At 73.0% G+C, this 12466-nt stretch carries 10 protein-coding genes; 6 read left to right on the top strand and 4 right to left on the bottom strand.

From position 1 onward, the window contains the following. Positions 1 to 113 precede the first annotated feature (113 nt). The 3 genes from IF30_RS0110450 to IF30_RS0110440 all read left to right on the top strand — a co-directional run bounded on the left by IF30_RS0110450 (position 114) and on the right by IF30_RS0110440 (position 2689). Complete coding sequence (locus IF30_RS0110450) at positions 114 to 1049, top strand: DUF4231 domain-containing protein (protein ID WP_051709731.1); 936 nt, start codon at positions 114 to 116, stop codon at positions 1047 to 1049. Between the two features lie 23 nt (positions 1050 to 1072). After that, on the top strand, positions 1073 to 1927 hold the full coding sequence (locus IF30_RS0110445) for an alpha/beta fold hydrolase (protein ID WP_030235254.1): 855 nt from the start codon (positions 1073 to 1075) through the stop codon (positions 1925 to 1927). 72 nt (positions 1928 to 1999) lie between these two features. Further along, on the top strand, positions 2000 to 2689 hold the full coding sequence (locus IF30_RS0110440) for a hypothetical protein (RefSeq protein ID WP_030235250.1): 690 nt from the start codon (positions 2000 to 2002) through the stop codon (positions 2687 to 2689). Between the two features lie 9 nt (positions 2690 to 2698). Here IF30_RS0110440 and IF30_RS0110435 read toward each other — a convergent pair whose 3' ends face one another. The 3 genes from IF30_RS0110435 to IF30_RS41260 are packed head-to-tail and all read right to left on the bottom strand — an operon-like array spanning position 2699 to position 9253. Then, positions 2699 to 3664 (bottom strand): 2-hydroxyacid dehydrogenase, encoded by a 966-nt coding sequence (locus IF30_RS0110435; RefSeq protein ID WP_030235247.1) that lies wholly within the window; start codon positions 3662 to 3664, stop codon positions 2699 to 2701. 55 nt (positions 3665 to 3719) lie between these two features. Next, a complete protein-coding gene (gene fxsT, locus IF30_RS0110430; RefSeq protein WP_078891281.1) occupies positions 3720 to 7727 on the bottom strand; it encodes an FxSxx-COOH system tetratricopeptide repeat protein in 4008 nt (1335 codons plus the stop codon). Beyond that, entirely contained in the window at positions 7724 to 9253 is a 1530-nt protein-coding gene (locus tag IF30_RS41260; protein WP_051709729.1) for a TIR-like protein FxsC, read from the bottom strand. The genes fxsT and IF30_RS41260 overlap by 4 nt, the downstream gene beginning before the upstream one ends. Positions 9254 to 9451: 198 nt before the next feature. Here IF30_RS41260 and IF30_RS0110420 point away from each other — a divergent pair, with 198 nt between their 5' ends. From IF30_RS0110420 to IF30_RS0110410, 3 genes are all read left to right on the top strand, one after another. Then, positions 9452 to 9646, top strand: coding sequence for a DUF397 domain-containing protein (locus tag IF30_RS0110420; RefSeq protein WP_030235238.1), 195 nt, complete (start codon positions 9452 to 9454; stop codon positions 9644 to 9646). Between the two features lie 468 nt (positions 9647 to 10114). Continuing rightward, a complete protein-coding gene (locus IF30_RS0110415; RefSeq protein ID WP_030235234.1) occupies positions 10115 to 10774 on the top strand; it encodes a DUF4097 family beta strand repeat-containing protein in 660 nt (219 codons plus the stop codon). 19 nt (positions 10775 to 10793) lie between these two features. After that, positions 10794 to 11579 carry an alpha/beta fold hydrolase gene (locus IF30_RS0110410; RefSeq protein ID WP_030235231.1) on the top strand — a complete coding sequence of 262 codons (786 nt, stop codon included), beginning with the start codon at positions 10794 to 10796 and terminating at the stop codon, positions 11577 to 11579. Between the two features lie 109 nt (positions 11580 to 11688). On the opposite strand, the gene IF30_RS0110405 is transcribed toward IF30_RS0110410, so the two are convergent. After that, positions 11689 to 12462 (bottom strand): aminoglycoside N(3)-acetyltransferase, encoded by a 774-nt coding sequence (locus IF30_RS0110405; RefSeq protein ID WP_030235228.1) that lies wholly within the window; start codon positions 12460 to 12462, stop codon positions 11689 to 11691. Positions 12463 to 12466: the final 4 nt, after the last annotated feature.

Below are 12466 nucleotides of genomic sequence, written 5' to 3'. Positions count from 1 at the left end.
CCACCCCGGACGCCGCCAGGCGTACCGGGAAGCCGCCCGGGGCAGGAAAGCGGTGCTACCGGTGCGACAGGTGGGGGCCGAACATGGCGTCTGGGGCTGGACGGACGGGGTGGGTGCGCGAGCGGGACCTCCTGCCCGAGTTCTTCTGGGCCGCCGACGCGGCCTCGCTGCGCGGGCAGCGCCGCTCGGTGCTGCTCTCCGCCTGGGAGCTGGTCCTGCTGGTGATCGCCGCCGCGACCGGCTCGGCCGACGGCGCGCCCAGGGCCTGGCCCGCGGCCGCCGCCTACCTCGGCGCGATCGCCCTGGCGGTGGTGATCAGCCGCCAGAACCCGCAGGGGCTCTGGTACGAGGGGCGGGCGGCCGCCGAGTCGGTCAAGACCCTGGCCTGGAAGTACGCCGTCCGGGCCGACGCCTACCAGCCGCCGCCGCGCGCCCTGCCGGACGCCGAAGGCCTGTACCGCTTCCAGCTGGGCCGGGTGCTCGGCGCCTTCCGGGACACCCCGGTGGCCGTCCCCGGGAGCGGGGTGGAGGTCACGGCGGCGATGCGCGACCTGCGCGAGCAGCCGCTGGCGGTGCGCCGCGAGGTGTACCTGGCCGAGCGGATCCAGGTGCAGCACGACTGGTACCGCGCCAAGGCCCGCTACTGCGCCCGGGCCGGGTACTGGGCCGGGATGCTGGGCGTGCTGCTGCCCGCGCTCGGGCTGGTGCTCGCGGTGCTGCGGGCACTCGGCGCGTTCACCTACGACGCACTGGGCACGGTCTCGGCGGTGGCCGCCTCGGTCACCGCGTGGGCGCAGCTGCGCCAGTTCCGCCCGCTGGCCGCGGCGTACGGGCTGGCGGCCGCCGAGCTGGCGCAGATCCAGCGCCAACTCGCCCGGCTGGACCTGGATTCCAAGGAGGCCGAGGAGGTCTGGGCCCGGCTGGCCCGGGACGCCGAGGACGCGATCTCCCGCGAGCACACCACCTGGCAGGCCCGCCGGGAGGTCCGCACCACCACCGACCGGGAGCACGGAACCGACCCGGCGCACGGAACCGACCCGGAGCACTGAGGAGGCCGCAGGTGTCGTTACGGATGGTCAAAACGGCGGACGACCGTGCCCTCGCCGTCGAGTCCCTCGGCGACCCGCGCGGCCGCCCGGTGTTCCTGCTGCACGGGATGCCCGGCAGTCGGGTCGGCCCGCACCCGCGCAGCACCGTGCTGTACCGGCTCGGCGTCCGGCTGATCTCGTACGACCGGCCCGGCTACGGCGACTCGACCCGGCTGTTCGGCCGCCGGGTCAGCGCGGCGGCCTCGGACGTGCGGACCATCGCGGACGACCTCGGGCTGGACAGCTTCGCGGTGCTCGGCCGCTCCGGCGGCGGCCCGCACGCGCTGGCCTGCGCCGCGCTGCTGCCCGAGCGGGTCAGCCGGGTGGCGGTGCTGGTGGGCCTCGCGCCGCGCGACGCGGCCGGCCTGGACTGGTACGCGGGGATGACCCCGTCCAACGTCCGCGCCTACAAGGAGGCGGAGCTCGGGCACAGCCGGATCGCCGACGCGATGGAGTTCCGCTCCCGGCAGATCAAGGACGACCCGGTCCGGCTGCTGAACGGGCTGCGCACCGAACTCTCCTCCGCCGACCGGGAAGTGGTGGCCGACAGCGGGCTGCGGCGGATGCTCCAGAGCAACTACCGGGAGGCGTTCCGGCACGGCGCGGACGGCTGGATCGACGACGTGCTGGCCTTCACCGCCGACTGGGGCTTCGACATCGGCTCCATCCGGGTGCCGACCTGGCTCTGGCACGGCGCCGACGACCAGTTCTCGCCGGTCGACCACTCGCGCTGGCTGGCCGACCACATCCCGGGCGCCGAACTCTTCGTGGAGCCCGGCGCCGCGCACTTCGGCGCGTTCCGGGTGATGACCACCGCCCTTGCCTGGGCGGCCGGTTGACCACACGTCCCGGACCGGTTTCTGAGTACGCGTACTCAGGTGCGGGCCGGCCGACTCGGCGAGCATGGGCGGATGAGCGACTGGCGCCGCGGGCCGGCGAAGGCGAAACAGATCCTGGGGGTCGTCGTGCTCCTCGTCCTCGTCGCCGGGAAGGCGGCATTCGCCTCCGGTGTGCCGGCGACGTGGCGGCTGCGGCGGGTCGTCCGTTCGAAGGCCGTCCGGCAGGCCCGCGAGGAGGCCGAGGAACAGCTGCGGGTGCGGCTGTCGGAGCTCGCGCGGACCCACGCGCTCCGGCCCGTCTTCAGCCAGACGATCGACAGCTGCCGACGGGGTTCACGGCTGGGCTTCATCCCGGTCCCCCACGCCACGCCCGGGACGGAGTCGGCGCTGACGGGGCACCTGCGGGTCATCGCCTACTTCGCGCCGTCGACGCCCATCGAGCAGGCGGTTCCCGAACTGCTCGAGCGCCTGCCGACCCGGCCGTCGCACTACCGGTTCGGGTTCGGACCCGAACCGGATACCGACCGCCCCGGTCCCCACCTCGTCCACGACGGGCAGGACTACGGTCAAGTCGAGTGGGACGTTCCGGGCGACCGCCTGATGACCGCCTGGCGACTGCCCCGGAAGGACCGGCGGGACCTGCGCCAGCACGTCTCGACCGACCCGGTCGGCATGACGCTGGAGCAGGCGCGGGAGGTCCATGGCCCCCTCATCGCCTGGCTCCTCACCGCCACGTACTACCAGCAGCCGAAGACCCGGTAGCCCGGCCCCTCAGGGCTTCACCGGCGTCACCGGCTCCCGGCCGTCGAGCACCGCCAGGACGTTGTCCACCGCGAGCCCGCCCATCGCCTGCCGGGTGGCGACGGTGGCGCTGCCCAGGTGCGGGGCCAGCACCGCCCGTTCCTGGGCGAGCAGCGCGGGCGGCACGGCGGGCTCGTGCTCGAAGTTGTCCACGGCGGCGGCGAACAGCACGCCGGACTCCAGCGCGGCGGCCAGCGCCTCCTCGTCGACCACCCCGGCGGTCATGCTGACCACCACGGCGCCGCGCGGCAGCAGTGCCAGCCGGCGGGCGTCCAGCAGGTGCCGGGTGGCGTCGCCGAGCGGGCAGGTGACGACCAGCACGGTGGAGGTGGCGAGCAGCTCCTCCAGCGGCTTCCAGTCGGCGCCCTCGGCCTGGCCGGGCGGCAGTTCGCGCCGGTTGTGATAGCTGACCGGCATGTCGAAGGCGCGGGCCCGGCGGGCCACCGCCTGCCCGATCCGGCCCATGCCGAGCACGCCCAGCGGGGTGCCGGCCAGTTCCAGGCCGAGCAGGAAGTTCGGCGCCCAGGTCCAGGGCGCACCGGAGCGCAGCAGCCGCTCGCCCTCGCCGAGCCGGCGGGTGGCGGCCAGCAGCAGCGCCCAAGCCATGTCGGCGGTGGCGTTGGTGAGCACGCCGGGGGTGTGGGAGACAAGTACGCCGCGCTCGGCGCAGGCGGCCAGGTCGACGTTGTGGTAACCGACCGCGTGGTTGGCGACGATCCGCAGCCCGGGGCCGGCCGCGTCCAGGAACTCGGCGTCCACCCGGTCGTCCAGGGTGGTGAGGACGGCCTGCCGGCCGCGGACGGCGGCGAGCAGTTCGGACCGGTCCATCGCCAGGTCGGAGTCCTGGTAGGTGACGGCGTGGTGGGCGGTGAGCCGTTCGATGACACCGGGCGCGAGGCGCCGGGTGACCAGGACCGGGGGCGGGGTGGTGGCCATGGCTCGGCAGCGTACCCCGCCCCTCCCGGTCACCGGGCGCCTCGCGCCCGGGCCGTCACACCGGCTGCGGCTCCAGGTCGCGGTTGATCCGCTTCCAGCCGCGCGCCGACACCGTGTTGGGGTGTTCCTCGCCGAACTGCCGGATCAGCTCGGCGATCGCCCGGGAGCGCAGTTCGGCGGCCTGGGTGTGCCGGCCGACGGACCTGAGGGTGATCGCCAGGTTGGCCTCGCAGGCCACCGCGTCCGGGTGCTGCGACGAGTAGCGCTCGCACAGGCCCTGGTAGGCGGCCCGGCCGAGTTGTTCGGCGAGTTCCGGCTGCCCGTCGTCGCCGTAGGCGTTGGCCAGGTTGATCATCGCGTTGAGGGTGTACGGGTGCTTCGCCCCGACCGAGCGGGTCAGCCCCTCGACGGTGAGCCGGCCGCGCTCGATGGCGCCCTGGACGTCGCCGCTGCCGCGCAGGTAGATGCCGAGGTTGTTGGCGCAGGCCAGGGTGAACGGGTGTTCGTCGCCGAACAGCCGCCGGTGGCCCTCGAAGACGGTGGAGCAGAGGTCGCGGGCGGCCTCCTTGTCGCCGGAGGCGCTGTGGTCGGCGGCCAGGTTGAGCGCGCAGGCGAGCGCGTCGGGGGCGTCGGCGCCGTAGCGTTCCAGGTAGCGCTCGTAGGTCTCCTTGGTGATCCGGCGGGCCTCGGCGAGCTGGCCGATGCGGCGCAGGGAGACGGCCAGCGACTTGGCGTTGCGCAGGTTCTCCGGCAGGTCCGGGTCGAGGACGTCGCCGAGGTCGGCGGTGACCTCTTGCAGCAGGTCCACCGAGCCTCGGTAGTCGCCGAGTTCGCGCAGGTCGCGGGCCAGGTTGGACTTGGTGGACAGGGTGTAGGGGTGTTTGGGGCCGAGCACGGCGGTGCGCCGGTCGAGGGTCTCCTGGTCGAGTTCGCGGGCGGCCTCGCTGTCGCCGACCAGCCGGTAGTCGATCGCCAGGTTGTTCGCCATGGAGAGCGTGCGCGGGTTGTCGTCGCCGAACAACTCGCGGAACTGGTCGAGGATTTCGCGGTCCAGGTCGAGTGCTGCCTGGAACCGGCCGAGTGCCCTGCGGTCGGCGCCGAGCGATCCGGCCGTCATCAGGGTGTACGGGTGGTGCTCGCCGAGCAGCGCCCGCTGGCGCTCCAGGGTGGACTCGTCCAGGGCCAGCGCCTCGGCGTAGTTTCCTTGGGAGCGCAGCACGTTGGCGAGCTGGAAGCGCAGCAGCAGGGTCTGCCGGTCGTCGTCGCCGAGCTTGCTGGTCCACTCCGCGTCGAGTGCGTGGCCGAGGTCGCGGGCGCGGTCGAGTTCGCCGCGCTTCCACAGGTAGCGGACCCGGTCGATGAGGAGCTGGCGGGTGTCCGCCTCGTCGCAGTTGTGCGCCCTGGAGGGCGACAGGTGCGGCCAGATCTCGTCGAACGCGGGCCAGTTGGCCGGGTCGTCGGTGTCGCCGAGGACGGGCCGGGCGCCGGTGAGGATGCGGTGCACCTCGTGGACGGCGATCTCCTGCTCGTCGGCGGTCATCCCGGCCCGGATCACCGCCTGGACGAGCCGGTGCACCTGGAAGCTGTTGCTGCCGGCGTCGACCTTGGCCAGGGCGTACCGGCCGATCGCCTGGATCACCTTGCCCAGCATGAACTTGTCGCTGAGGTCGGCGTCGTACCTCACCAGTGCCCGGATCATCTGGTCGCTGTAGAAGAGGTTCATCGAGATCGGCTCGGGCGCGAAGAACGCGCACAGCTGCAGCAGCCGCACCGCCGCCGGAGACTGCTCGCGGAGCCGTCCGATCGACACGTTCCAGGTCGCGGCGACCGGGGTCGGGTAGTCGGCGGGCCGGCCGACGGCGAGCGCGCGGGCCGCCTCGGCGTGCAGCTGGGTGACGTAGGTCTCCACCGGTGTCCCGGTGGTGTCCAGCCAGGCGGCGGCCACCTCGACGGCCAGCGGCAGGTCGCCGACCGCCTCGGCGACCCGGTCGGCGTCCGGCCGGGAGAGGCTGCGGGCGCGCCGGCACAGGTGCTCGACGCTCTCGCCGCGGGTGAAGACGTCGACCTCCAGTGCCTCGGCGTGCCCGGTCCAGGCCTGGTTGCGGGAGGTGACCAGGATGTGGCCGGAGCCGCCGGGGAAGAACCGGCGGATCTCGGCGGGCTCGTCGGCGTTGTCGAAGATCAGCAGCCAGCGCGAGGTCGGCACGCCGCGGCGCAGGGCCTCCCGGGCGGCCTCGGCGGCCTCGGTCACCGAGTCGCCGACCCGTAGGCCCAGTCGGCGGGCGAGTTCGGCGAGCGCGGGGGCGACCAGCTCGGTCTGCTCGGCGTCGATCCACCAGACCAGGTCGTAGTCGGACATGAAGCGGTGGGCGTACTCCAGCGCCACCTGGGTCTTGCCGACGCCGCCGAGCCCGTACAGGGTCTGCGGGGTCGGCAGGACGGCCGCCATGCCGCCGCGCAGCTGGTTGCGCAGCTGTTCCAGGACCGCGGAGCGGCCGGTGAAGGAGGGGTTGCGCGGCGGGACGTCCCACACCGACGGCTTGCTGCCGGGGAAGCGCGGGCCGCCGCTGGGCGCGTCGTCGAGGGTGGCGTCGCCGCGGCCGAGTGCGCGCAGCAGGCTCTGGACGGACTGCGCCTCGTCGCGGCCGACCAGGTCGACCGGGTTGCGGTTGCTGAACGGCGCGGTGAGCCGCACGTCGCCGACCCGGACGGGCAGCAGCTGGCGCCGGGTGCCCGACGGGTCGGAGCTGACCACCGACTCCCACAGCGCCCGCGCCTGCGGGGAGCGCTGGTAGGCGGGTGAGAGCACGGCGACCGTCCGGAAGGCGGAGTCGATGCCGCGCTCGGTCTCCTCGCGCGGGTCGGTGCCGGCGCTCAGGTCCCGGGGCAGCACCCGGAAGCCGGCCCGGGTGAGCACGGATTCGATCCAGTCCGCCCACATCCGGTCCTCGGGGACGTAGGAGAGGTAGAGGTCGGCGGGGACGGACGGGCGGCGGCGGGTGAACGCGTCGACGTAGCGCAGCCGGACCGCCTCGTCCATCGGCGGCAGCCCGGGGGCCCGGCCGTCGGTGAGCATGGAGGTCAGCCGCTCGCAGGCGGCCAGCATCGAGGTGGGGGTGCCGGTCTGGTCGCCGAAGGTCGCGAGGATCTCCTCGTACGCGTAGAACGGCCGGTACGGGATCTCCACCGAGCCCCAGTACTGGGCGAGTTCCTCGCCGTTGAGGCCGGACGGCAGGCCGTCGAAGCGGACTCTCGCCAGCGCCCGGCCGGCGTCGGCCTTCTCCTTCTCGCCCTCGTCGATGCGCATCGGGACGGGCAGGATGCGGATGCCGCGCTCGCGGTAGCGGTCGTGGATGTGCTGGGCGATCCGGGAGGCGCCGTCGATCGACTGGTCGCTCAGGGTGAAGCAGACCACCAGGTCGTCGGGCATCTGGACGGTGCAGATCTCGGCGATGTCGGACAGGCCGGTGCGGGAGTCGATCAGCACGTAGTCGTAGCGCTTGGCCATGTCGGCCTTGAGGGCGTCGAAGAACTGCCCGCCGTCGAAGCGGTCGTAGAAGATGTCCCAGTCGAGGTGGGTGACGGCCTCGGAGTAGTCCCGGTTGAACTGGCCCGCGGAGAGGAAGTCCAGGCTGCCGGTGGACGGGAAGTGCGGCCAGGAGAGCGACAGCGCGTGCGGGTGCACCCGGGCGAAGTCCAGGTGCCAGCCCTCGGCGTGCTCGACCGGGCGCAGCGCCTCCTCGCGGTACTCGGCGATCAGGTCCATCATCCCGGTGGTGCCGGCGAGGGAGGCCGGGTCGAGGAACGGGTGGAAGAACTTGGCGAGGCCCGGCGCCTCCAGGTCCCAGTCCACGGTGAGCACCCGGAAGCCGTTGGCGGCCAGGATCCAGGCGGTGTTGGCGAGGGCCATGGTGCGGCCGGTGCCGCCCTTGTAGGAGTAGAAGGTGATGATCCGGCCGTTGCGGTCCTGTTCCGCGGCGCGCCGCTCGGCCTCGCGCTGGGCGACCAGGTCGGCGGCGGTGAGGCCCCCGAGGCGGAGGTTCCTGGTGCGGTTCTCGGTCATCGGTTTCCTCGTCCTCCCAGGGGCGCCATCCCGTCATCGGGGTCATCGCCGTCGTCGCGGTACGGGTCGGGCTCGCGGTGCGGATCGTGTGCGCGGTGCGGATCGTGTGCGCGGTGCGGGTCGGGCTCGCCGTGCGGATCGTGTGCGCGGTACGGGTCGTCGCGGTTGCCCGGGCCCCGGCCCTGGCCGTTGCCCTCCCCCGGTTCGGACGGGTCCGGGCCGTACCCGTCCGGGTCGGATCCGTCCGGGTCTGATCCGTCCGGACCGTACCCGCCTCCGACGGGCCGGAACGCGTCCCGCAGGCTCGGGCGGGGCGGTGGCGGCTCCTCCGGCTCGGCCCTGGTGCGGCTCTCGAAGGCGTACTTGGCCTTCATCGCGGCCCGGGGCAGTGCGTCGTCGAAGTCCTCCAGCGTGTGCAGGCCGGTCGGGCCGGTCGCGCCGAGGAAGCTCGGCCGGCTGGCGCGCCGGGTGTTGCGCAGGGCGTCGTCGCTCAAGTCGCCGAGTTCTCCGCCGCGTTCGCCGCACTCCGGGTCGTCGGCGTTCCACGGCTCCAGGACGCTCACCCAGGTGCTGTCCGATCGGTCGAAGCGCCGTACCAGCTCCCGTCGGCGCGGGTCGCGCAGCGCCCACCGGTCGAGCAGCAGCAGGCCGGGCGCCTCGGCGTTGCCCTCGATGATCGACTCGACCTCGTCGTCGAACTCGTGCACGGTCGGCTGGAAGCCCAACTGCCGTGCCAGCCGGACGGCGTGCTGCGCGATGGGCGAGCCGACCGGCCGGTACGGGTGCCAGTCGGTACGCCGCTCGCCGTAGTAGTCGGGGTTGCGGTCGGTGGGCAACTCCCCCTGGTGGTAGGCGAGGACGGAGATCCGCAGCTGCTTGGTCGGGGCGGTGACGTTGAACGCGCTCGGGAGGCCGTTGAAGTCGAGGCGGCGCCCGACCGGGATCACCGTCTCCTCCGCGACCTGCACGATCCGCGCCGCCAGCCGGTGCACGGCCAGCTCGTACGCGGAGCGGAAGTAGGTGAGCTTCATCAGCGCGTACAGGCCTTCGGTGGCGTAGTCGGGCCCGAAACTCGCGTGGTTGAACTGCAGTTCGCCGGCCACCTTCGGCAGCCGGTAGCGGCTCATCGGCGCCCACAGCACGGGGACGATGCCGCTGGTGCGTTCGGAGTCGAGGTTCGCCGGGTAGACGGGGCGGCGGGTGAAGGCGTGCCATTCCTGTCCGCACGGGACGCTGTTGAAGTACCGGGGTGAGTACAGCGGCACGAAGACCCGGCAGGTCGCCAGCTCCTCGGACAGCCGGTCGGCCCACAACTCGCCCTGGTGCATGGACTCGTCCATGAAGCCCACGGACGCCCCGTCCGGCACCGTGGTCAGTTGCAGCACGGCCTCGCAGAGGTCCCGGTACAGCTGCCTGACCCAGTGGTTGGGGTCGCCCGCGCCCCGCGCACCGGCTTTCGGGGTGTGCGCGTAGGAGAGGAAGAAGTACGGCCGGGAGTCGTCCTCGTCCCAGCCCCGGTCAGTCACACGCGCCTCCCCCGGGCCCGTCGGCAACCTGCCTCCCGCAGCCCCCGTGCGGCGGGGCTTCAGTGTAGGAACGACTGACTCCCCAATGGAATAGCACAACGACTCGTACGAATTGACATGACCGAAACGATGCCGCCATCAGTGCTGTCGGGGCAGTACCCTCGTCCCGGCCGCCGCGAACCACCAGAAGGGGCACCCGTGGAACATCTCGAGTGGCAGAGGTCCAGTCTCAGCGCGGGCTCGGCGGACTACATCGAGATCGCCTCCGACGGCGAACTCGTCTACATCCGCGAGTCCAACGACCTCACCCGCATCGTCACCACCACCCGCGTCAAGTTCGACGCCTGGGTCCGCGGCGCCAAGGCCGGCGAGTTCGACCACTTCGTCGCCTGAGGTCGTCCCGGGTCTCGACGGGGTCGCCTTCCCCGCCCCCGGCCGCCAGGGCACGGCCCTGTGCGTTGCGACCGCGAGACCCGGCGGTCGGCCGATCCGCCGGGCCGACCGCCGGGCCGACCGCCCGTACCCGCCGGTGGTCGGCGGCTTCGCCGGCGACCGCAGCGACTTCCACGCACCGAGGCCTGCCGCGACGGTCCGGTCCGGCAGGCCCAGCCGCCGTCCCTTGCCGTTCCGACGGCGGCGATTCAGGCCCGGATAGCGTTCACTCACAATCCATTGCAATGAACAGGTCTCATGTCGTTGCATTCGATTCAGAACGAGTGCAACGATTTCTCGGTCACCACCTGCGTAGATCTGCTTTTTGAGCAACGAACGCGTTGCCTGATTCTCGAACGCAACGTAGCTTTTCCATCGTCAGAAACGGCGGGCGCACCGAGCGGCCGCCGCCTCACGAAGGAGAGCACGATGCAGAAGTTCGACACCCCCGCCGCGATCACCGCCGTCCTCGACATCCCCGCCGGCCGTGTCCAGCTGATCGCCGCCGACCGCACCGACACCACCGTCGAGGTCCGCCCCGCGAACGCCGGGAAGAACCGCGACGTCCAGACCGCCGAGCAGACCACCGCCACCTACCTCGACGGCGTCCTGCACATCCGCACCCCCGACGCCGGCGGACTCTTCGGCGCGGGCTCGATCGAGGTCACCGTCCAGCTGCCGGCCGGCTCCCGCGTCGAGGCCAAGGCCGAAGCCGCCGAGCTGCGCGTCGTCGGCCGCCTCGGCGACCTCTCCTTCGACGGCGCCTACCGCCAGACCAGGATCGACGAGGCCGCGAGCGTCCGTCTCACCGCCGTGGACGGCGACATCGAGATCGGCCGCCTCACCGGCCCCGCCGAGATCAGCACCACCCGCGGCGACATCCGCGTCAACCAGGCCGAACGCGGCACCGTCACCCTCACCACCCAGTCCGGAAACATCGCCGTCGGCGCCGCCCCCGGCGCCTCCGCCTCCCTCGACGCCGCCACCGCCCACGGCCGCATCAGCAACACCCTGCGCAACGACGGCACCACCGCGCTCGACATCCGCGCCACCACCTCCCACGGCGACATCACCGCCCGCAGCCTCTGAGACCCCTAGGACACTCACCATGACCACCGAACGACCCGCATGGAGCGGCATGGTCCCGGTCGACGACACCGCCCTCGCCGTCACCGACACCGGCGGCCCCGGCATCCCCGTCGTCTACCTCAACGGCTCCTACGCCGACCAGTCGCACTGGAAGCACGTCATCGCCGAACTCGGCAGCGGCTACCGGCACATCACCTACGACGAGCGCGCCCGCGGCAAGTCCGGGACGTCCTCCGACTACTCCTTCGAGTCCTCCGTCCGCAGCCTCGACGCCGTCCTCACCGCACGGGGGGTCGAGCGGCCGATCCTGGTCGGCTGGTCCTACGGCGCCATGCTCGCGATCCACTGGGCAGCACGGCACCCCCACCGCGTCCGGGGGGTGGTGTCCGTGGACGGCGCGATGGCACACGAGTGGCTCGACGACACCACCAAGGCCCAGATCCGCAAGCTGTTCCGCCGCCTGAGCCCGCTGTTCCCGCTCTGCCGCCGCCTCGGCCTGGCCGCCCGGATGAGCGCCGCCCAACACGCCGAGATCAACATCGAGCTCAACGAACTCTGCGCACCCGCCGCCCTCGACCCGGTCTTCGACCGCATCACCACACCGACCCGGTACGTCCTGGCCAGCGGCGGCAACCTGGGCGGCGACCCGAAGGTGATGGAGGGGATCCGCGCCGGCCTCGACGCCGTCGTCGCCCGCAACCCCGACATCAAGCTCAGCACGAAGGTCCCGAGCAACCACTCCAAGATCCTGCGCAAGGACTTCGCCGCCGTCGCCGCCACGGTCCGTGAACTCACCACCGCCTGAGCGACCACCCCCGGCGCCGCTTGGATTCCGGGGCGGGGCTGTCACCACCGTCCCCGGCGCGACGGGCGGCGGGCGACGGGCGGCAGGCGACGGGCGACGGGTGGCGGGTTCAGGCCCGGGGGCGCCGCAGGATCCGCTCCGCGAGGTCGACGGCCTCCCGGACCGGCACGAGGCGGCAGTCCGCGCCGCCGATGCGCGCCGTGGTGATGCCGCGGGCGGTCCGCAGGACCTCCTCGCCGAGCGCGCCGAAGTGGAGGTCGTCCAGGTCGGGGGCCGTGAAGGTGGTCCAGCCGTCCTCGCCGACGCAGCGGTACTCGCGCAGCCGCACGTCCGGCATGCGCAGGTCCGCGAGGTGGAAGGCCGTGAAGCCGGCCATCGGGACGCCGATCATCAGCACCCGGGCGTCGAGGTCGTACAGCCTCCCGAGCGGAGAATCCGGTCCCAGGTGGGAGGCGAGGGGGTGGCGGGCGGTGATCTCGCCGGCCCGGGGCCCGAGTGCGGCCCAGGAGGTCTGCGGATGGCTGCTGCGCCGGGCACCGGGGCGGGTGCGGACCGCTTCGGAGAGGGCCCCCATGGTGGGCGAGCACGGGGTGGTGGCGGGGTCGAAGGGCGGCATCCGGTCCTGGTAGGCGGCGGTCTCCGCCGGGGTGAGCCCGGCGACGGCGGCCCGGTGGACGCGCGAGGTGGCGGAGTTCTCCGGGGTGGCGGTGTAGGCCACCAGCGTGCCCTGGTCCCCGAGGGTGTCGAGCAGCGCGTCGACCACGCCGCCCGCGCCGCCCGCGACCGGTCCGAGTGCTCGCAGTGAGGCCTGGACGTGGAGCACGGTGCCCGGGCGGACGCCCAGTTCGGCGAGACCGGCGGTGAGGGCGGCGGCGGAGATCACGGCG

Origin of the sequence: Streptomyces sp. NRRL S-350, assembly GCF_000719705.1 — a bacterium.
In the GTDB taxonomy this organism is placed as follows: domain Bacteria; phylum Actinomycetota; class Actinomycetes; order Streptomycetales; family Streptomycetaceae; genus Kitasatospora.
The sequence above is the reverse complement of the archived record's forward strand: the minus strand, read 5'-3'. Positions and strand labels throughout refer to the sequence as shown.